Below are 20,792 nucleotides of genomic sequence, written 5' to 3' on the forward strand. Positions count from 1 at the left end.
TAAGGCCAAAAAAGTGCCTCCGCGCTACCCAAGTCGCGCGGCTAAGGCCAAAAAAGTGCCTCGGCGCTGCCCAAGCTGCGAGGCTAAGGCCAAAAAAGTGCCTCGGCGCTGCCCAAGCTGCGAGGCCAAGGCCAAAAAAGTGCCTCCGCGCTACCCAAGTCGCGAGGCTAAGGCCAAAAAAGTGCCTCGGCGCTGCCCAAGCTGCGAGGCTAAGGCCAAAAATGCGCCTCAACGTTAAGCGGCCGGGGCCGCGAATAGTACGCTTAACCTAGATCGGAAGAGCACACGTTCCTCGGACTTGCGGCGGCCGGGCGCCGACGCTGTCCGAAGAACGGTTGTGCAAGGTTCGATTCAATTAAACGGAAAGACGAGCTGCTGGTTCTCCTCTTCGTACATGTTCGCTTTCGTAATGACTAGCGAGCCGGTGTCGACGGATGCCGGAACCTTCCGGCCCCCCATCAGGTCGACCGCCGTCTTGATGCCGAGATAACCCATGTTGAAGGGACGCTGGACGACGGTGGCCTGAATGACGCCTTCCTCCAGAAGACGGACTTCGTCGATCGAGCTGTCGAAGCCGACCAGCAGCACTTCGCCCGCCCGGCCCATATCCTTGATCGCCCGGCCCGCTCCGACGGAGGAAGGCTCGTTCAAGCCGACGACTCCTTTCAGGCCGGGATGCTTCCGGAGCAGCTCCTTCGTCGTTTCGTAGGCGATGTTCTCGTCTCCGTCGCTGAAATACGTTCCGACGATCTCGAAGCGTCCGTCCGCCTCCAGCACCTCCCGGACGCCCCGCTCCCTTTCGATCTGCGTCGCGGTTTCTTTCACGTAGCTGATAATGGCAACTTGAGCGGGACCTTCGAGCAGCCCCGCCAGCTTCCGCGCGGCTTCCTTCCCTGCCTCGACGTTGTCGGTCGCGATAAAGCTTCGCGGTATACGGCTGTTCACCCCGGAGTCGATCGTGATGATCGGAATACCGGCCTTGTCGATCTCCTCGGCGAGCGGCGCCAGCCGGTTGTAATCGGCCGCGGCCAGCAGAATGACGTCCGGCTTCTCCCGCACGACTTGACGCAGCATGTCGATCTGGATGTCGATATCCGTTTCCCTCTGGGGGCCGACGACGCGGGCGTTCACGCCGAATTCCTTGCCCGCGGCATGAACTCCCTCAGTCAGCACCTGCCAGAATTCCATCTCCTTGGATACCGATTTGATGACGACGGTGACGTTCAGCGGTTTGGCGGCGTCGTCTCCCCGCAGCGCGGACAAGCCGTAGCTTCCCGCCAGTGTGACTGCGACCACCGCCAGAACGAACGTCAGCAGCCGCTTCGTATCGCTTCGTCTGGCCATTACGTTTCCCTCTCCTTCCCGAGCGGCTCCGCGGCGGCAGGCTTGTCGATCACCGGAAACGTCACCGTCACCGTCGTGCCTTCGTCCGGCTCGCTGTCGATCGAAAGCCCGTACGCGCTGCCGAAGTAGAGCCGGATGCGCTCGTGAACGTTCATCATTCCCACGCCGCCCTTGCCCGGTCTGGAGTCGGCCGCCGGAGACAACAGCGATTTCCGGGTTGCTTCGTCCATGCCCACGCCGTTGTCGCTGACCCGCAGCACGATCGTCTCCCCTTTTCTTTCCCCTGCAATCCGGATCGTGCCCGTGCCGTACTTGTTCTTGATGCCGTGATAGATCGCGTTCTCGACGAGCGGCTGCAGCAGCACCTTTAAGGTCAGGCTGCTCTTGATGGCGTCGTCCACGTCGATGCGGAAATCGAGCTTGTCGCGGTAGCGCATTTTCTGGATCGTCAAATAGTTGCTGATATGCTCGATTTCATTGCGGATGGGCACCAGCTCCGAGCCTTTGCTAATCGAGGAGCGGAATAGCCGGGCCAGCGCCGAAGTCATCCGGACGACCTCCGCCGACTTGTCGTTCTCCGCCATCCAGACGATCGAATCAAGCGTGTTGTACAGAAAATGCGGATTGATTTGCGCCTGCAGCGCGTTCAGCTCGCTCTTGCGCTTGAACTCCTGCTCCTTGACCACCTGGGCCATCAGCTCGCGAATGCGCACGACCATCAGGTTGAAGGCGCGGGCCAGCATGCCGATCTCGCGCGTCGAATCGACCGGCACCTGAATGTCGAAGTTGCCCTTTTCCACCTCGCTCATGCGCTTCTGCATCTGATGGATCGGACGGGTAAGGTTCCGCGACAGCAGGAAGGAGAGCAGCAGCGCCACGACCAGGCTGATTCCGCCCAGCGTAAAGAACGACGCCTGCATCTGTCCTTTGTTGTTGACCAATTCGCTGACGTAGGACACGCCGACGATCTTCCAGCCGAAGCCGGAATCCTGCACGGTATAGATGCGGCTCTGGCTGCCTTCGTCGGTGATGAAGCTGCCGTTGCCGAGCGCAAGCGCCTCGTCGATCTTCTCCGACTTGAGATTGCTGTACAGCAGCTGCTGCTGCGGATGATAGACGACGCGTCCGCTCCTGTCGACGATATAGACGTATCCCCGCTTGCCCAGCTCGATGCCGTTCACGATGTCGTTGATGACGCTGAAATTGAGATCGACCAACAGGACGCCGAGCCCTCGCGTATGGTCCGAGCTGCGGATTTCCCGACTGAGCGAGACGACCCATCTGTAATCTTCTTTAAAGACGGGCTGGACGTGCGACGGGGAGATGAACACCTTGCCCCGGCCTTCCTTAGCCTCGCGATACCAGCTCTGATCCGGAACGCTGACATACGGATTCAGATTGCCGCTGCCGCGGTCGGAAACGAATCGCCCGTTATAGCCGAAAACGCCGATGGAGGCGATGTCCTTCCTCGACAGCATGATCGTCCTGAGAAAATCCGTCACCGACGCGTCGTCGTCGCTCTCTCCGGTCAAATAGCCGCTCACGCCGCGGTGGTTAAGCGCAAGCAGAGAGATATTTTCCATATTGTTGACGTAGATCTGGATGTTGCTGGTCACCTGCTTGATCAGCTCGGCCGTAAAGTTCTGCGCGGTTCGCTGGACGGCCGAGGTCGACAATCCGTAGGCGATGAAGCCCATGACGAGCGTCAGGATGACGATCAGAAAAGCGAGCGCCGCGGCGATGTTGGATTGAATCGTCCGGAAGCGAAACAGGTTCATGGAGCCTTCTCCCGTTCCGCCGCCGCCCTTTGGCGATATTCGGTCGGCGTGTCCCCGGTCGCTTTCTTGAAGAGCACGCTGAAATAATGGGGATCGGCATAGCCGACCTCGGCGGCGATCTCATAGCTCTTCAAGTCGGTGGCGGCCAACAGCTCCTTCGCTTTCTCGACCCGCTGCCCGGTCAAATATTCGACGAACGTCTTCCCCGTCCTCGCTTTGAACATGGCGCTGAAATAGCTGTTGCTCATGTGGACGATCTCGCATACCGTCTTCAAGGACAAGCTCGGGTCGGCGAAGTTGTCGCGGATATACGCTTCCGCCTTGGCCATCAGATTACGGGCCATGTCGCTGCGCTTCTCGGCCAGCATGCGTATGGAATCCCCGCACAGCTCCTTGAGCCAAGCTTCGATCTCGTCGAGCGTCTTGAAGCGGTAAACCTCGGTGATCGGGTTGGCGGCGTCCCCGAACGGATGTCCCCCGCCGCCCGATTCCTCGAGCGCGTTGAGCAGGGAAACGATCAGCTTCTGGATGCGGATATAGACCTGCTCGATGGAAGGAGCCGCTTGCTTCATCTGCGATACGATCGAGGCGACCGCCCGCTCCGTCTCTTCCCGGGAGCCGGTTTTCACGCCGACGACCAGCCGCTTCTCCCAGTCTCCCGTCGTTTCGGCGGACAGATTGCGGCGCCCCTCGAGGTCCGTAATGCTGATGACGCGGTTTGTCCCGAGCAGCACGCGGTAGTCGAGAGCGGCGACGGCCGAGCGGTACGATCGGCGGATATCGGTCAGTCCGGCAACGGGAAGCCCGATTCCGACCGTCACCGTGAAGCGCAAATACGTTTCCACCGACCGGCGGATTTCCTCCGCCAGCGCCTGGGCACGGTCGAACAGCCGCTCTCCGAGGCTCCCGGACAGAATGCACACCGCCTTCTCTTCCCGGCTGCGGAAAACGGCCGACGCCGTCTCCCGGGCGGCGATCTCCTGCACGATGTTGTGAAACGCGAAACGAAGCAGCTCCCGATCGGCATCCGGGGCCGCCCCGCCGAAATGGTCCGCGTCGGCCGCGAGCACCACGTAGTCGGGGCCGGGCAGGTTCAGGCCGAAGTAGGCCATTCTTTGCTCCATCTCGCCGAGGCCGATCGAAGTGCCGACCATCCGTTCCAGAAAACGCTCCTTCAGCACCGGGAGGCTTTCGCGGAGCTGCCGCTCGAGCCGGACGAGGTTTTCCCGCCGGTCCTTCTCTTCGTCCAGCTCCCGCTTGATGCTGTCGAGCACCCCGATCAGCTCCTCCGCTGTAATCGGTTTCAAAATAAAGTCGTTGACGCGCAGCTTCACCGCCTGCTGGGCGTAATCGAAATCGTCATAGCCGGTCAGAATAACCACCTTCGTCCATGGCAGCCGTTCGGACAGCTGTCTCGTCAATTCCAACCCGTCCATAAACGGCATATTGATATCGGTCAGCACCACGTCGGGCTTGAACAGCTCCGCCGCTTCGAGCGCGTCCATCCCGTTCTCGCAATCGCCTACGCATTCATAGCCGTGATCGTGCCAAGCGATGCGTTTTCGGATGCCTTCCCTGACCTCCGCTTCGTCGTCCACGAGCATGATTTTGTACATGGCGGTTCCTCCTCGATTCGGGGAAAATCCTTGCTTTCTTCCTCGCCGCAGGCCACGCTGCGAAGATTCTGCGACACGCCCGAGCTGTTCAGGAGCCGAGCAGCCTGCGGCGAATCGCCTGCAGCTCCTCCCCCGGCTCCGCTCCCAGCTCTCTGTGCAGCATGGCCGCATAATCCAGATAATACGAAATCGCCTGCGCCCTGCCTCCCAGCCTTTCCCGCAGGCGAAGCGCGACCGCACGGATCGTCTCGGCGTACGGCTCGAGTCTCAAGAGCGCGTCCGCCAAGCCGAGGGCTCTCTGCGGATCCGCCCCGTTTTCTTCTCCGAAGACCAGCAGCCTGTACCCGACGTCCGTCAAATACCGATGGTATCGCATCCGGTAGCTTTCGCACCATTCTCCGTCGAAGTTTTCGAGAAAGGGACGATCGCACCGGGCCATCCCTTGCGCCAACCGTTCGGCGTTGTCCGTTCCGATGGCACCGGCGTTCAGCGCGAGGCTTTCGATTCGGAACGCGTCGGCTGTAATCTCCGTTCCTGCCCGATCCAGCCGGTATCCTCCGTTTCTGACGGAGACAAGCGCCATGGCGGAGCCGCAATGCCGCAGCGTCCTGTTGACTCTGCTGACCGTGCTGCGCAAGTTGACATCCGCCTTCTCGGCGCTTTTGTCCTTCCACAGCGCTTCGATCAGCGTCCATTTCGTCACTTCCCGTTCGGTTTCCTGCAGCAGCATAAATGCGAACAGTTCCGCGCATTTCGCCGTCGTCCAGCGTACCGGCGCCGGGTTGTCCCCCAAGCGCAGGGCGAACGTTCCGAAAAACGACGCTTCCGCTTTGTGCTCCGCCCGATTCGCGGCCGCAGCGGAGCCCCCGGTCAGCCTCTTTCTCAATCGCTCCAGCGCGCGATGCATATCCTGCTCCCGCACCGGCTTGAGCAAATAATCGCGGGCATTCACTCGGAAAGCGTCGAGCGCGTAGTCGGAATACGCGGTAACGAATACGACCTCTCCCCCGTAATCTGCGGCCTGAATCCGCTCCGCAAGCGACAGTCCGCTTATCTCCGGCATTTCGATATCCAGGAACAACGCTTCCGGCCGATGCTTGTCGATCAGCTCCAACGCCTCCCGGGGATCGGCGCAGCAGCCGATGACCTCGACTCCGGCCTCCTCCAGAAGCCGGCCGATATATTCGCCGGTCAACGGTTCGTCGTCCACGACAATCGCTCTCATTCCATCCTCACCCGCTTATCCGTTCGGCCAGAGACGCGGCCGGAACAAAAATCGTGACCGTCGTGCCTTCTCCTTCGCTGCTCTCGATCTCCAGGCCGCGCCCATACTCGTTTAGCAGCCTTTTGTGTACGTTGATCAAGCCGACTCCCTTCTCGGAGCGTCCGAACCGAAGCAGCCGTTCCAGCTTGCCGGACGGAATTCCGACGCCGTCGTCGCGAACCTTCAACCGCATTCCGGTATCCGTCGTCGCCGCTTCGACCCGCACGACTCCCCCGGAAGCTCTCTTCATCAAGCCGTGGCGGATCGCGTTCTCAACGATCGGCTGCAGCGTAAGAGCCGGAAGCGATGCCTCCATGAGCCCTTCGTCGATCACCCATTCTATCTTCAGCCGCTCTCCGAACCTCGCTTGCTCCAGCGCCGCGTACGATTGAACCAAGGAAATTTCGCGCTTAAGGCTGACCTTGGCCCGGTTCGGATCCAGATCGAAGCTGAGGCGCAGGTAGTTGCTGAATTCGCCCAGCAGCTTGCCGGCTCTGGGCCCGTCTTTATAGCATAGGGACATCATAATGCTGAGCGCATTGTAAATAAAATGAGGCTTGATCTGCGACTGAAGGAACAGCGCTTCCGCCCGAATCGCGCTCCGCACCGCTTCCCTCATCTGCAGGAGCGTATTCGCCCTGGCCGCCAGTTCGCGGGAATCGAACGGCTTCACCAGAAAATCGTTCGCCCCCGCGTCCAGCCCCGCTGCGATATCCGCAGCGGAATGCCGAACGGTCAGCAGCAGCACCGGGAGCCGGTAAATCGGATATTCCTCCCGAATCCGCCGGCAAGTCTCGTAGCCCGACAGGCCAGGCATCATGACGTCCAGCAGAACGAGGGAAACGTCCCGGTTTTCCTGCAGCAGCCGCAGCGCCGATTGCCCGTCGTAAGCGATCAGGCATCGGTACTTGTCGGCAGGAAACAGCTCTTGCAGCACCTTAAGATTGGATGCCTCATCGTCCACGAGCAGTATGGCGGCTTTCGAGGAATCCTCGGCTTGCCCGCCGGTTTCGGCAGAAAGCGTCCGCGCCGGCAGGAGGCTGTCCGCGCCGCTGCCGGCCTCCCCCGCGGAAGCCGGCTTCAATCGCGCCAGCTCTCTTCTCTGCCCCTCGTTCGCGGAGGGCAGCGCCAGCTCCATGATCGTGCCTTGCCCGAGCTCCGACCGTTTGACGTACAGCTTGCCCCCCATGCCCGACGCGAGCAAACCGGAGATTTGCAGCCCCAAACCGGAAGAGCGGATATCGGTGAAATTGACGTCCCCGTCGGGGCGTGCATCCCGGAACAGACGGCTTTGCAGCTCCTCCGTCATCCCGACCCCGGTATCCGAGACGCGAATATAAACGCGCTCTCCCCGCGACTCCGCGGAGATGGCTACGCTGCCTTCGTCGGTGTACTTCAACGAATTGCCGACCAGGTTCAGCAGAATCTGCATGAGCCGGTTTTCGTCGGCATACGGGTAGTGCTTGTTCGCAGGAACGAGATTGAGAAGATTGACTTTTCCGTCTTCCCGCACGTGCTTAAGCACGTCGAGGGTCCCCTGCACCGTGCCGTTGAGATCGAACGCGTTTTTGACCATTGCGATTTTGCCGCTGCGCAGGCTTTGAAAATCGATAATGTCGTTGACCAGCGCCGATAAACGCGAGGACAGGGAAACGATATAGGACAAATTTTCCCTCTGCTGGACCGTCAAACCGTTCTCGTTCTGGTCGATCACGGCCCGGGCGAGATTCATTATTCCGTGCAAGGGCGTTTTGAATTCGTGTGAAGTGCGGATCAGGAACTCGTCCTTCAGCTTGTCCGTTTCGACCAGCTTGCGGCTGAGCACCTCCAAATCGTCGTAAGCCGACGAATATTGCTCCGAGAACATCAGCGCGACGATTCCCAGGAACAGCAGCTGCGTCAACACCGGAATCCAGTCGGAGAAGATTTGAGAATTCAAATACAGCGTTATGCTCGAAAGCTGGGCGAACAGCATCAGAACGCATGCAAACAGCTGCCAAGCCGTTCGGGCGTTCGATTTCCCGAAGCGTTTCAGCGCAATCGCGCGAAGCAGCAGCCATTCAATGCCTCCGAGGCCGACCAGGACCATGACGACCATCATCTGGTCCAGCAGCGAGGCGGAGAGGAACGGAACAAGCGCCGCGTAGACAAGCGATCCGATCACGATCGTTCCCATGAACCGGCGCGGCATAAAGAAAAGCTCCGTTTTGCGGATGAACGCGCATAAGCAGCATAGGCACGCCATGATGACGATGAATTTGATTTTCAGCACCAGCAGATAAGGAACCGACGGCACAAGCTGCATAAACAGCCTTTCGACGGTCGTAAAGACGACGAAGTCGAACCCGAGGCAAAACAGCGCGAAATAGAGAAAGCGACGGTCCTGAGGCCGCTTCAAATAGATTCCTAAGTAGTACAACGCGGAAAGAAGCAGAAACGCGACGTTAGCCACGGCCAGGATGACCGTTCTCAATTCCAGGGCTCGGACATCCTCCTGCGTGCCGAAATAGATATTTTGAATGATTCCTCCGCGGTAAAAATCCCAGTTGGCGGCATGAATCGTCAAATAAAACGAATCTCCCTTCGGCTTGAAGAAGGCGGTAACCGGAACGTTATGCCCCCAATACGAGTCGTCGTCGCGGACGGAAGGACTCCCGCTGCGGGCAACCTCCTGATCGTCGACGAAGATGACGCTCGAGTGCCGGATAAAGGTCGTTTTGAGCCCGTAGCGCGAAATCGCAGGATCGATCAATACCTTCAAACGATACGTTCCCGCTCCCTTGTCGTTCATAAGCGCCCCGGCATCCGATTCGCTCCAGGCAGACGGAACGCGGATATAATGCTCCGGTCGAACGGATTGCATCTCGGAGGGCGAGAGGAGCCGATCGGGATAGAACTCCCACTCGCCGTCCAGCGTGACGTTTCCCTTCTCGCGAAAGTCCCAGCTCCTTAGATCGATCACTCCGTGATCCGCCAGGGGGCGCGATTCGGGAGGCTTCGGCCAGAGCCAGACTCCGGCCGCGACGGCCGCGGCCAAAATCGCCGTCACCCATACAATCGTCGGCCGCCGCACCTCAAAACGCCCAGTTGCCCTTGCGGAATACCGGGACGACCGTGCCGTCGGCGCGAACGCCGTCGATGTCCATGTCGGCGGAGCCGATCATGAAGTCGACGTGCACGATGCTCGAATTGACGCCGGCCGCAGCCAGCTCCTCTGGCGTCATCTTCTTGCCGCCTTCCACGTTGAAGGCGTACCCGCTGCCGATCGCCAGATGGTTGGACGCGTTCTCGTCGAACAGCGTGTTCAGGAACAGCACGTTCGATTGCGAGATCGGGGATTCGTGCGGCACGAGCGCCACTTCGCCCAAGTAATGCGCGCCGTCGTCCGTGTCGACGAGCTGGCGCAAGTTCTCCTCGCCCTGCTCCGCCTCCACGCTAACGATGCGTCCGTTCTCGAACGTCAGCTTAAAGCCGTCGATCAGGTTGCCGCCGTGGCTGAGCGGCTTCGTGCTGGAGACGTAGCCGTTTACGCCCGTCTTCAGCGGCACGGTGAACACTTCCTCTGTCGGCATGTTCGCCATGAACGGCACGCCGTTCTCGTTGATGCTGCTCGCCGCCACCCAGAGGTGCTTCTCCGGCAGCTCGATCGTCAGATCGGTGCCCGGGGCGCGGTAATGCAGCTTGGCGAACCGGTTCTCGTTCAGCCAGTCGCTCTTCTTGTGCAGATTGGCGTCGTGCTCCGCCCAATCCTTCACCGGATCGGCCGCGTCAAGGCGCACCGCGGAGAAAATCGCCGACCACAGCTTGTCGACCGCTTCCTGCTCCGACGCGCTGTCCGGAAACACTTTGACGGCCCAATCCTTCGTCGAGGCGGCAACGACGGTCCAGCTCACCTTGTCCGATTGAATCGCTCTTCTGAACTCGGTCAGCCCTTGGCCCGCCGCCTTCTGGTAATTGCCGATGCGGGAAGGATCGATGCCCTTCAGCAAGTCCGGATTCGGGGAGGAGAAGGAGATAAAGGCCGCGCCGCGCGCGACAAAATCATTCCTCTTCGCCGTCTCCCATTCCGGGAAACGGGTAAACACGTCGTCCGCCGCCTTCTCGTATTTCAGTCGGGACAGCGCTTCGTCCGACCAGTCGACGTGGACGTTGCTCGCGCCCGCCTCGTAGGCTTGCGCCGCCACGCGGCGCACCAGCTCGGCGATCTCGATCGAGGCGATCATGAATACCTCCTGGCCCTTCTGCACGTTAACGCCTACGCGAACGATTAATTCCGCGTATTTATCCAATTGTTTCGCCAAATCCGCCATGTACGACACGCTCCGTTCCTCTGGATTAGAAATCACAAAAACGACAGGCAACCGCCCGAACCCAGGCAGCTCCTGTCCGAATTTCCGCTTTTAAAAGTCGATAAGGCCGACGCTGATCTGCAAGGCGTCGTTCACCTTGTGCATCGTCTCGTCGTCCAAATGCGTGATTTTGTCCGTCAACCGCTGCTTGTCGATCGTGCGGATCTGTTCGAGCAGAATGACGGAATCCCGCTCCATGCCATGGGTTTTCGCTTCGATTTCAACGTGGGTCGGCAGCTTCGCCTTCTGGATTTGCGCCGTTATGGCCGCGATAATCACCGTCGGGCTGAACCGGTTCCCGATATCGTTCTGAATGATCAAAACCGGGCGCACTCCGCCCTGCTCCGAGCCTACGACCGGCGACAAATCCGCATAGAACACATCCCCGCGTTTCACGATCAACGTTTACACCCCGCTTACGAGGCGACCCAGTATGTTGTCCGCATCTTCTTCCGCATGGAACGCTTCCGATGCCATGTGCAGATTGATTTTAGCCATTTCCAAATACCCGCGCTGCATCGCGTCGCGAATCAGCCGCTTCTTGCGATCGACCAGGTAATGCTTCATCGCCTGGCGTATGATCTCGCTGCGGTTGGTGTTTTCCTTGGCGACGACGAAGTCGACTTCGCGCAGCAAATGATCCGGAAGACTGATCATAATGCGTTTCGTATTGTGTAAATTGGCCACCGAACGGACACCCCCAAAGATTTTCCAACAAGCACCCTTTTTTCCAGTATGCATGAGTCTGGTAAGAATTATTCGAGATCGGACGCCGACATTCCTGCCGAAGCCGGCCAAAATTCGCATCCAATATTAACCAAGGAGCGGATTAACGACCGATACGACCTCTCCGCCGCTGACGTACACTCTCGCAACCCGCGCGGCCAGCATGCAGGTCAGCTCGTAATTGATCGTTCCCAACTTATCCGCCACTTCCTCCGCGGAGATGACCTCGCCGCCCTGGCGGCCGATGAGCACGACTTCTTCTCCCGGCTTGAAATTCGGCTCTCCTTGGACAAAAGCGTCGTTCAGGCGAATCATGCATTGATCCATGCAGATCGTCCCGAGCACCGGAACCCGGCGCCCTCGCACGAGAGCCTCCGCCTTGCCGCTCAGCATCCGGCTGAAGCCGTCGGCATAGCCGATCGGCAGCGTGCCGATCGTTTCGCAGCCCTGGGTGAAATAGCGGGTGCCGTAGCTGATTCCTTCTCCCGCCCCCAGTTCCTTGACGTGCACGACCGACGTTTTCAGCGACAGGACCGGCTTCAGCGCGACGGCGTTCGCCTTGACCTCGTTGCTCGGATACAGGCCGTACATGCTGATGCCGAGTCGAAGCATACCGCCCGTGTGTTCCGGCAGATCGATTCCCGCCGCGCTGTTGCCCGAATGGACGATGGCGATCGGCATTCCCGCCCGGCGCGCGTAATCGGACACGGAGGCGAAGCGCTCCAGCTGCATTCTCGTATACGCTTTGTCCGTCTCGTCCGCGCGGGCGAAATGGGTGTAGAGCCCTTCGACTTCCACCTGGGGCAGCGCGAACGCGCGCTCCAAAAACTGCTCCGCCGCCCGACCCGGAAGCAGGCCGAGACGGCCCATGCCCGAATCGATTTTCACATGGATTTTCAACTTGCGTCCGGAAGCCGGCAGATCCGCCGCCGCTTCCAGCATATCGTCGCGATACAACGTTAACGTAATTCCTTGTTCCCTTGCCTTCGAATATCCCGATGGAGGCGTATAGCCCAGCACCAGAATCGGAGCGGCGATTCCCGCGCCCCGGAGCTGCAAAGCTTCATCCAGAAACGCGACGCCCAAATAGTCGATGCCCGCCGCTTCCGCTCTTCTTGCGATCTCCGTCGCTCCATGCCCGTAAGCGTTCGCTTTGACCGAAGCCAGCAGCTTCGTGCCGGGGGCCAAATGTTCGCGGAACGCTCCGATGTTGTGGTCAAGGGCGTCAAGGGAAATCTCGGCCACGGTCGGCCGGTAATAACAGTCCACGGACCGTTCACCTACCCTGCTGCGCAAAAACTGCAATAAATCAATGTTACCGGGCCAACGGAGGACTGTCAACGATATTCGGGCAGGCAACCTTTGCCATGAAGCCGCGAAGAGAAGCCGGAACCGGGCCGCCGATTAAAACCGGGCTGTCCGCGGCCGTCTCTCGACGGCCGGCGGGACAGCCCGTTGCGCGTTTGCCTTATTTGCCCGACGTATCGACCATCGATTGGGCGATGCGAACCATGTCGCGATCTTCCAGATCTTCGCTGGTCAAGCGGAACTCGATGCCGTCGTACGTCCAGGTCAGCGTCCTCACCGTATTCGCGGCGCCTTCCGTCACGTGACCGAGCGTGAAGCCGAGGTCGAGCGAATATCCCGCGCTCAAGGTCGCCGCCGAGACTTTGGCCAGACTTTGCGTAATCGTGAAGTCGTAGCTTCCCGTATACCGGAGCATGTAGCCCGGATTGTCGACCAGCTGCAGGTCGATCTGATCGAGCAGTTCCACGCCTGCCGGCAGAGACTCGATGTCCGGTTCGATCAGCGAGAACGAAGTGTTCTGCGCGGGAGACGGTTCTCCTTCTTCCGGAAGCTGACCGTCCGGCGACGCCGTCGCGTCCGGAGCGTCCGTGCCATCCGGCGAAGCGGTTGACTCGGGAGCGGAGCTTCCGTCCGGAGAAGCCGATGGATCCGGGCTTGCGCTGCCGTCCGAAGGCTTGGCGTTCGAGTTAGGCGCGACGCCCATGTTCGAATTCATATCGAACGCGGATTTGTCGAACTTCTTGCCGAATTCGAACGAGTTGAAGATGACTTCGACCATCTTGTTTCCGTTGGCGTCCGATACTTCGACGTGCTTGGGCGCGTAGTCGTCCTGGGACAGCCATATTTTCTGCCTGGCGAACGAGCCGTTCTGATAGTTGCCCGCCATTACGTCGAACACGTAGCTGTCTTTGTCGGTCGCGAACTGCCGGGAGTTATCCTTGATGATGCTGTCCGCCAGCGTCTGGTACAAATAGACCTGGCCCTGATTGTCCGGCCAGTCGCTCTGGAAGCGATAGCTTTTGTTCAGCTGCGGGGTGAGCACGAACACCCCGTCCTCGTTGCGCAGAACGATCTGCGTAATGTCGCGCTTCGCGTTCGTCAGCGCGATCCGGTACATGTCCGGCTTCTGGTACCACACCTCGACCTTGTACTCCAGCGGCTGCTGACCTGTATATAGAATCATCTCGCCGCTGCCTTCGTAACTTTCCATTTTGTCCACGACTTTGTCCAGGTCCTTCACGATCGACTCCGCGTTCTTGCTTCCGCAACCGGCCAGAATGACGGCCAGCGCTACGACGACGGCAGCGATCCATGAAATCCGACGATGCATGCGATCCACCCCTCAGCACATTAATCAGTCCATGCTTCATGTCTATGAGGGGACTTGACCAATTATGCGGACAAAGATGACGAGCTTCGGCTTGGACAGAAGTCAGGTTTCGCTCGACGAAGCCGGGCCCGGGCGCAGCGATCAGCCTCCGTCAACTACGGCCCCTTGCCGCAGCTCGCGATCCTGTTCCCAGTGCACGCGAATGGACTTGGAATCGAACAATTCCTTCCCGTCGGACACCTGGAAATGGAGATGAGGCTCGCTGGAATTGCCCGAATTGCCGCACAAGCCGACCTGGTCTCCCTTAGACAGCTTGTCGCCGATTTGGACGGAGACGGACCCTTTTTGCAGATGAGCCAGAATGCTGAACTCCCCGTCGCCGTGGTCGATGACGACGACATTGCCGGCCGGGTTCTCCGGATCCGTTCGACCGACCGGTTCGTTGTCCGCGATGCCGTCGACGACTGCCGCGACCGTGCCGTCGCGCGGAGCGACGATCGGCTGGCCGAAAGCATAATAGCTTTCGTTTTTCGTCTTGTCTCCTTGATAAGTGTAACCGTCGCGGACTTGAACCAGATCGTAGGCGTAACGCTGGCTGTCTACCGCGTAATGGTAGTTCTCGAACACGTTCTCCCCGCCCCAGAAGACGGTCCATTCCCCTGTGAAAGGCAAGCCGTAAGCCGATTTCGTCCTCGCGGCGTCCGTGTCCGGATACGGCTGCACGGGCATCATGAGCAAGCTGTCGATGCGTCCCGTTTCCTCCGTCGTAAGAATTAATCCCCACTTCCCGGAATCGTCGGCCCAGCCGTAGTATTCGCCTCCGTTCCACGATTGCTTGGCCATCGGCTTCCAGGAGGAGATATCCGAGACGACTTGATCCGCGACCTGCCTAAGATCGGCTTCCCCCACCGCCTGCTTGAAGCCGTCCGTGAATCGCGAATGAATTTGCCCGTATTTCCTGTCCAGCAGCGCCTGCGGAACGTCCTCCGGCTTCATGTCTTGCTCCTGTTCGCCCGAAGCGCAGCCGGACAACGCAAGCCCCAAAGCGAGCGCAGAGGCGATAAAGATCATTCTCATCGTTAGCACATCCTTCATCGGTTAATGTCTTCAGATTAGCTTCGCAAGCTTATCCTCCCGATAACGGCGTCTTATGCCCGGCTTAATTCTATCCGGAAAAATTAAGATAGAGTTAATAGAACGCCCCGCTTCATGCGACCCGCGAAATGATAAAATAGGTTGGGAAAATAGCCGGAGGGACAACATCGGGAAGGAGAGACGATAGTGAACGATGCCGCGATTTTGCTCGTGGACGATGAACAGGCGATCGTTCTCTTGCTGGAGACGGTGCTGCGCAAGGAAGGATTCGCGAATATCGACAAGGCCGAGTCCGCCGAAGAGGCGCTGGCCGCCTGCGAACGGAAGAGCTACGACGCGATCGTCCTGGACGTCATGCTGCCCCAGATGAGCGGGTTCGATATTTGCCCTTTTATTCGGCGCGCGACAGACGCTCCGATCTTGTTTCTGAGCGCCAAATCCACCGATTTCGATAAGCTGACCGGCTTCGCCGTCGGCGGGGACGACTACGTAACGAAGCCGTTTAATCCGCTGGAGATCGTCGCCCGCATCCGCTCCCTGCTGCGCCGTTCGGGCAAAGCGCACGGCCTCCTGGCGGCGGCTCCGCCCGCAGGTCCCGTACACGACTTTGGCTTTTTCCAGGTCGACGAAGCGGCGGCGGAGCTGCGTACGGGAGGGAAGCCGGTCAACTGCCCGACTCTCGTCTATCAATTGCTGCTCTTTCTCTGCAAAAATCCGAACCGGGTGTTTACGAAGAGCGAGCTGTACGAACGGGTATGGGGCGAAAGCAGCATCGGCGACGACAATACGGTCATGGTACATATTCACCGTATCCGCGAACGGATCGAGCCCGATCCTTCCCGCCCGCGATTTCTGGTGAACGTCCGGGGACTCGGATACAAGCTCGTGAAAAGAGAGGTTCAGCCATGAACGTCAATTGGCGGCTGACGCTCCGCCTTGTCGGTTGGCTGGTCGTCGTCGGGACCGTGCTGCTCGGCCTCGCAGTCGGCGCGATCTTATGGACGATCAATCAGCTCAACCGCATCGAGGCGGCTCGCCAATTCAACAGCTCGGGCTTGTACAGCATCGTGCAGTCGATCAAAGCCCACGGAGATTCCCTGACGTTCGACCCCGAGCTGCTGGAGCTTGTGCGGCAAAGCGGGGGATGGCTGCAGAGAATCGACGAGCGCGGCGAGGTGACGCACTCGTTCTTCGCCCCTCCGGACGTTCCGGCCCGATACGGTCCCGGCGAGTTGACCGCTTATTGGCTCGGAAGCAGCCCGTTTCCGTACCAGCTCTTCTTGTGGATCCAGCCGAAGAACGGCGTTATCCACACCTTGATCTACGGCGTGAAGGACAAGGATAACGAGCTGATGGAACGGCTGATCCGGGAGAGCAGGCAGGAGGGCTCGGCCTTGATCCTGCCGGAAGAGCTGGAACGCGAATTGAAGTCCACCGGCTCATGGCTGCAGCTAGTGGACAAGAACGGCTCCGAGCTAGCCTTCTTCAACAAACCCGAAGAAGCGATGGGAAGCTACAACGTCGAGGAAATGGTTCTTCGCGCCGTCTACTGGGACCGATACGGCACCAAGCTCTCGACGCGTTACGACGCGGCATCGGGCCGAACCTGGGCGCTCAGTACGCCGCTGCCGGGCAACGAGCCCGGGAAGCAGCCCTGGATCACTCCGGAGAATCGCGTACTGACCCAGTCGATCGGCGCTCTGATCGCCGCCGCCCTGCTGCTGTTCGCGGCGATGGCGATCTGGTTCGGCCACCGCATCGGCTCGCCGATCGTCCACGTAATGAATTGGGTGCGGCTTCTCGGCAGGGGAGTATACGCCGAGCCGACCGGTGCGGGAGGGGTCGCGAGAAGCCGCACGCGGCAGGGAGCACGGAAGCGCAAATATAAAGTGTACGAGGAAGTCATCCGCTCGATGGAATCTCTCTCGGAAGCGCTCCGGCGCAACGAACGTTACCGCACGGACGCCGAGCGCCTGCGCGAGGAATGGGTGGCGGGGGTGTCCCACGATCTGAAGACGCCCTTGTCCTCGATCGTCGGCTATGCCCATATGCTGGAGGCCGAACATTATTCGTGGACGCCCGAAGAGGTGAGATCGTTCGCCAAAGTGATTTTGGACAAATCGTCTTATTTGGAAGGATTGGTGAACGACCTCACGCTGACGTACCGTCTGCGCAGCGGCGTCGCCGCTCCCTCCATGTCCGCGGTGGAGATCAACGGGTTTATGGACGCGGCGCTGCGCGAAGCCGCTTCCGGCCATCCGGGTTACGAAGCCTCGATCTTCCGGTTCAAGGCGGCGGTGCGTCCCGTCTATATTCTTGCCTACGCGCCCTGGATGCAGCGGATCGTAGACAATCTCGTCGCCAACGCCCTGACTCACAATCGCAAGGGCATCCTGCTGGAGGTCACGGTCAAGGAGAATGGCGAGGAAGCGATCATCGAATTTGCCGACGACGGCAAAGGCATGGACAAGGAAACGGTGGAAAGGCTGTTCGAGCGGTATTACCGGGGAACGGACACCGACAGCCGTCCGGAGGGAACGGGCCTCGGCATGGCGGTAGCGAAGGCGCTGACGGAAGCGATGGGCGGCACGATCGGCGTGGCGTCCGAGATTGGCCGAGGGACGACGATTCGCCTTTGTTGGCCGCGAACGGATGCGGAGGAATAGCGCCGACATCCGCCGATTGGCTATCTCGAATGATCGGCAGTTTGCCGATATAAAGAATATAAACGAGAGGAGGGGATTGCATGCCAGGACCGTCCATCTTTATATTCACGGGAACAAGCGGCGCCGGGCGCAAGACGATCGCCCGCAAAGTCGGAGAAGCGCTCGGCTGGACCGGAGTTCGCTCCTGCACGACGCGCGAGCCGAGAAATCCCGCTTCGCCGGACAAGGATTACCGTTACGTCGCCCGCGAGCAGTTCGATCAATGGGAAAGCGAAGGCAGGTTCGTCCAAACCGCGAGCATCAACGGCAACCGTTACGGCGTTCTTCGCCACGAGCTGGAAGCCGCGGTCGCGGGAGGCAATAGCGTCTACCTCGTGCTTAATCGCGAAGGCGCGGACGCGATCGTGAAGCAATATCGCGATGCCGCGGTCAGAATTTTCATCTATGTGGGCAAACTAACGCTTCGCGAGCGTCTGGAAAGCAAGGGGATGCCTTACGAGGTCGTTCAGCGCTATCTGGACAGCTACACCGACGAAGTGACTTATCGCAGCAAATGCGAGTACACCTTCGAGAACCTGGATGCGAACCGGACGGCGGAGCTGATCCGTTCGGCCCTCGCCCGCTAAAAGTGAAAGTTCAAAAAGTCCGGTTTTCAGCACCAAGGCTGGTCGTTCGCCTTACGGCGAACTGCTCGCCCATGCATCCGGGAAGGTTGGATGAAGGCTGGTGATGAGGAAGCGATCGCTTAGTGTAGGCAAACCTACATGAGTACCGGAAGAACCAGCTGAATTCAAGATTCGATGTCGAATCCGCTTCCCGAGTTGCTTCGTGATCAAAAGCGAACTTTTTGAACAACCTCTAAAAGGAGAGTTAAGGTGGCCGTCTATATTGCCCTGATCAGAGGAATTAACGTTGGCGGGCACAACAAAGTGCCGATGGCCGAATTGAGAGACGCCTACGAGAAAATCGGACTTCGGCAGGTGAAAACGTATATCCAGAGCGGCAACGCCGTGTTCGAGTCGGAGCAGCCTGAGGCGCAGTTGCGCCCGCTGCTGGAGAAGGCGATCTCCGACCGGTTCGGCATATCGGCCTCCGTCGCGATCCGCTCCGCCGCACAATGGGAGAACGTGATCGCAAGCTGTCCCTACGATGCGCGAACGCTTCTGGAGAAGCAGACGATCCAGATCGCCTTCCTGACGGAGCCGCTGTCGGAGAAAGCGGCGAATATTCTGGAGGCGAGCAAGGACGAGCGCGACGAATACGCCGTCGCCGAATCGGAAATCTACTTCCTGTTCCGGCAGAGCATGCTCGATTCCAAGCTGGCGAACGGCATGCAGAAGGTCGGACGATCGATGACCGTGAGGAATTGGAATACGGTCGTCAAGCTGGCCGAGCTGAGCCGCGCGATCGCGAATTGAAAAAAGGAACTCGCTCCATGACGCGAGTTCCTTTTTTATATGCCCCAAGCGGGCCGCCGGGCTACAGATTCTTCAAGCCGCCCAAGCTTGCGCCCTGAACGAACAAGCGCTCGATGCCGCGCTCGACCGCCGGGTCGGCGACGAGCGGCGGCGCTTGGTGAGGCTTGGCCCGGGCGTCGATAATCACGTTGTCGCATGCCCAATGCTTGAACTCGTAGCCGCCGTTCACGCCGTAGATGTCGTGCGACGGATTGCTGCGCGTGAACGCGGTCCACAGGAAGTTCGCCAGCGTCGCGCTCAGAAACTCGCTGTCGTCGGCGATGACGATCATCGGGCAGGAAGTCAGAGGACCTCTGTCGCGAATCGCGGCGCACAGCTCGTCGATCTCCCGCTGCGCCGCTTCGTAGCCGGAGAACGCCGGTCCTTGCAGCGCGACGATCCCCGGCATGACGAGCTTCGCTCCTCCGAAATCCCGCAGTTCGCGCAGTTCCTCCGGCACGTCCCGGCACAGCTCGCGCAGCTTGTTCCCGTAAGCCGCGAACACGACTTTGCTCCCCGTATTCAGCCCGGTGCCGGAGTAATCGAGCGTGTCGATCGTCGTATTCGTCTGGAAGTGAATATCCCGGCGCAGGTCGATCCGTTCCAGGATGTAGGCCAGAAACTCCTCTTCCCGATGCGTATCCAACGGTTGCCGGTCCTCCGCCGTAATGAACAAATACTTGGCCAGGCTCAGCTGGCCCGTGCCGAGAATGCGGTTGGCGAGCGTGAGCAGCTCGGCCGGCCGCTTGTCCTCGCTGTAAGGCGTATAGCGTTCGCTGCCGATCGCGAACAGCAGCGGATGAACCCCTGCCGCATCGACGGCGTGAACTTCCTGAACGCCGGGGATCTCCTGCCGGATCGCGTCGCCGGTCAGCTCATGGATCAACTGTCCGAACGAAGTGTCCTCTTGGGGCGGACGGCCGACGACGGTGAACGGCCAGATCGCTCCCGGTTTGGCGTACACTTTATGAACCTTCATAACGGGAAAGGGATGAGTCAGGCTGTAATAGCCGAGATGGTCGCCGAAAGGTCCTTCGGGCTTCGTCTCGCCCGGATGGATCTCCCCCGTGATGACGAAATCGGCGTCGTTGCTGATGCAGAAGCCTTCCGAGTAGCTGTAGCGGAAACGATTGCCCGCGAGCATCCCTGCCACGGTCATCTCGCTGAGTCCCTCGGGCAAAGGCATGACGGCCGCCAGCGTATGCGCGGGAGGGCCGCCGACGAAGCAGCTGACCTTCAGCGGAACGCCCAGCTTGTTCGTCTTCGCCTGATGAATGCCGATGCCGCGATGAATCTGATAGTGGACGCCGATTTCCTTGTCGGTCTCGTACTCGTTGCCGTTTAACTGAACGCGGTACATGCCCAGGTTCGAGTTCATAATGCCCGGCTTGTCCGGATCTTCGGAATACACTTGGGGCAACGTAACGAAAGCGCCGCCGTCCATCGGCCAGCTCTGAATGAGCGGAAGGTCGGAGATTCGCACCTCGTTGGCGGGAACGGCCAGCCCTCCGGGCGTCTTCTGCGGCAGCGCCTTCCACGCCGTAAGGCCCGCTCCGACGTGCTGGAACGGGCTCTTGAGAGCTTTCATCGGATCGTTGCGCACGACCATCACTTTCTGAACGGCTTCCCACGTATTCCGGAAAATAAACCGGCTGCGTTCGATCGTGCCGAACAGATTCGATGCGGCCCGGAACTTCGAGCCCTTGACGTTCTCGAACAGCAATGCGGGCCCGCCCGCGTCGTATACCCGTCTGTGAATGGCGGCCATCTCCAGATAAGGATCCACCTCTTCGCGGACGCGCGCCAGATGCCCGTGCCGCTCCAGGTCCGCCAAGCATTCTTCCAAATTCCGATACATA

Annotated in this window: 16 protein-coding genes; 4 read left to right on the plus strand and 12 right to left on the minus strand. The window is 59.7% G+C overall.

All coding sequences use genetic code 11. The annotated features are described in order from the left end of the window. Positions 1-351: 351 nt before the first annotated feature. From ACESLM_RS24785 to ACESLM_RS24835, 11 genes are all read right to left on the minus strand, one after another. The gene (locus ACESLM_RS24785) at positions 352-1,344 is read right to left on the minus strand and encodes a substrate-binding domain-containing protein (protein ID WP_372635714.1); all 993 of its coding nucleotides are present in this window, start codon (positions 1,342-1,344) and stop codon (positions 352-354) included. Then, entirely contained in the window at positions 1,344-3,122 is a 1,779-nt protein-coding gene (locus ACESLM_RS24790; RefSeq protein ID WP_372635717.1) for a cache domain-containing sensor histidine kinase, read from the minus strand. Before ACESLM_RS24790 ends, ACESLM_RS24785 begins: the two co-directional genes overlap by 1 nt. Next, a complete protein-coding gene (locus ACESLM_RS24795) occupies positions 3,119-4,738 on the minus strand; it encodes a response regulator (protein ID WP_372635719.1) in 1,620 nt (539 codons plus the stop codon). The genes ACESLM_RS24790 and ACESLM_RS24795 overlap by 4 nt, the downstream gene beginning before the upstream one ends. A gap of 88 nt (positions 4,739-4,826) precedes the next feature. After that, complete coding sequence (locus ACESLM_RS24800) at positions 4,827-5,963, minus strand: response regulator (RefSeq protein WP_372635721.1); 1,137 nt, start codon at positions 5,961-5,963, stop codon at positions 4,827-4,829. 7 nt (positions 5,964-5,970) lie between these two features. Continuing rightward, positions 5,971-9,075 (minus strand): ATP-binding protein, encoded by a 3,105-nt coding sequence (locus ACESLM_RS24805; RefSeq protein ID WP_372635724.1) that lies wholly within the window; start codon positions 9,073-9,075, stop codon positions 5,971-5,973. 1 nt (position 9,076) lies between these two features. Next, the gene (locus tag ACESLM_RS24810) at positions 9,077-10,312 is read right to left on the minus strand and encodes an aminopeptidase (protein WP_372635727.1); all 1,236 of its coding nucleotides are present in this window, start codon (positions 10,310-10,312) and stop codon (positions 9,077-9,079) included. A gap of 90 nt (positions 10,313-10,402) precedes the next feature. Then, a complete protein-coding gene (locus ACESLM_RS24815; RefSeq protein WP_094048005.1) occupies positions 10,403-10,753 on the minus strand; it encodes a type II toxin-antitoxin system PemK/MazF family toxin in 351 nt (116 codons plus the stop codon). Between the two features lie 3 nt (positions 10,754-10,756). Next, entirely contained in the window at positions 10,757-11,038 is a 282-nt protein-coding gene (locus tag ACESLM_RS24820) for a CopG family ribbon-helix-helix protein (RefSeq protein WP_094048007.1), read from the minus strand. Positions 11,039-11,164: 126 nt separating this feature from the next. Continuing rightward, the gene (alr, locus tag ACESLM_RS24825) at positions 11,165-12,346 is read right to left on the minus strand and encodes an alanine racemase (RefSeq protein ID WP_372635731.1); all 1,182 of its coding nucleotides are present in this window, start codon (positions 12,344-12,346) and stop codon (positions 11,165-11,167) included. A gap of 199 nt (positions 12,347-12,545) precedes the next feature. Then, complete coding sequence (locus ACESLM_RS24830; RefSeq protein ID WP_372635734.1) at positions 12,546-13,715, minus strand: LolA family protein; 1,170 nt, start codon at positions 13,713-13,715, stop codon at positions 12,546-12,548. Between the two features lie 141 nt (positions 13,716-13,856). After that, complete coding sequence (locus ACESLM_RS24835) at positions 13,857-14,792, minus strand: M23 family metallopeptidase (protein WP_372635737.1); 936 nt, start codon at positions 14,790-14,792, stop codon at positions 13,857-13,859. A 204-nt stretch (positions 14,793-14,996) separates the two neighbouring features. On the opposite strand from ACESLM_RS24835, the gene ACESLM_RS24840 reads away from it, so the two are divergent. The 4 genes from ACESLM_RS24840 (at position 14,997) to ACESLM_RS24855 (ending at position 18,894) form a co-directional block, all read left to right on the plus strand. After that, on the plus strand, positions 14,997-15,719 hold the full coding sequence (locus tag ACESLM_RS24840) for a response regulator transcription factor (protein ID WP_372635740.1): 723 nt from the start codon (positions 14,997-14,999) through the stop codon (positions 15,717-15,719). Beyond that, complete coding sequence (locus ACESLM_RS24845) at positions 15,716-17,476, plus strand: sensor histidine kinase (RefSeq protein ID WP_372635743.1); 1,761 nt, start codon at positions 15,716-15,718, stop codon at positions 17,474-17,476. Before ACESLM_RS24840 ends, ACESLM_RS24845 begins: the two co-directional genes overlap by 4 nt. Positions 17,477-17,556: 80 nt before the next feature. Next, positions 17,557-18,102, plus strand: coding sequence for a guanylate kinase (locus ACESLM_RS24850; RefSeq protein WP_372635746.1), 546 nt, complete (start codon positions 17,557-17,559; stop codon positions 18,100-18,102). Positions 18,103-18,351: 249 nt separating this feature from the next. Further along, positions 18,352-18,894 carry a DUF1697 domain-containing protein gene (locus ACESLM_RS24855; protein WP_372635749.1) on the plus strand — a complete coding sequence of 181 codons (543 nt, stop codon included), beginning with the start codon at positions 18,352-18,354 and terminating at the stop codon, positions 18,892-18,894. Between the two features lie 61 nt (positions 18,895-18,955). Here the strand turns inward: ACESLM_RS24855 and ACESLM_RS24860 are convergent, their stop codons facing one another. Continuing rightward, positions 18,956-20,791: a UbiD family decarboxylase gene (locus tag ACESLM_RS24860; protein WP_372635752.1), complete on the minus strand. Its 1,836-nt coding sequence runs from the start codon at positions 20,789-20,791 to the stop codon at positions 18,956-18,958. Position 20,792: the final 1 nt, after the last annotated feature.

The organism is Cohnella sp. (genome assembly GCF_041641335.1).
GTDB lineage: Bacteria > Bacillota > Bacilli > Paenibacillales > Paenibacillaceae > Cohnella.

Excerpts from the sequence above, each read along its gene's own strand:
- ACESLM_RS24785 (WP_372635714.1), bottom strand. The coding sequence starts at position 1,344 with ATGGCCAGACGAAGCGATACGAAGCGGCTGCTGACGTTCGTTCTGGCG.
- ACESLM_RS24790 (WP_372635717.1), bottom strand. The coding sequence starts at position 3,122 with ATGAACCTGTTTCGCTTCCGGACGATTCAATCCAACATCGCCGCGGCG.
- ACESLM_RS24795 (WP_372635719.1), bottom strand. The coding sequence starts at position 4,738 with ATGTACAAAATCATGCTCGTGGACGACGAAGCGGAGGTCAGGGAAGGC.
- ACESLM_RS24800 (WP_372635721.1), bottom strand. The coding sequence starts at position 5,963 with ATGAGAGCGATTGTCGTGGACGACGAACCGTTGACCGGCGAATATATC.
- ACESLM_RS24810 (WP_372635727.1), bottom strand. The coding sequence starts at position 10,312 with ATGGCGGATTTGGCGAAACAATTGGATAAATACGCGGAATTAATCGTT.
- ACESLM_RS24830 (WP_372635734.1), bottom strand. The coding sequence starts at position 13,715 with ATGCATCGTCGGATTTCATGGATCGCTGCCGTCGTCGTAGCGCTGGCC.
- ACESLM_RS24835 (WP_372635737.1), bottom strand. The coding sequence starts at position 14,792 with ATGAGAATGATCTTTATCGCCTCTGCGCTCGCTTTGGGGCTTGCGTTG.
- ACESLM_RS24845 (WP_372635743.1), top strand. The coding sequence starts at position 15,716 with ATGAACGTCAATTGGCGGCTGACGCTCCGCCTTGTCGGTTGGCTGGTC.
- ACESLM_RS24850 (WP_372635746.1), top strand. The coding sequence starts at position 17,557 with ATGCCAGGACCGTCCATCTTTATATTCACGGGAACAAGCGGCGCCGGG.
- ACESLM_RS24860 (WP_372635752.1), bottom strand. The coding sequence starts at position 20,791 with ATGTATCGGAATTTGGAAGAATGCTTGGCGGACCTGGAGCGGCACGGG.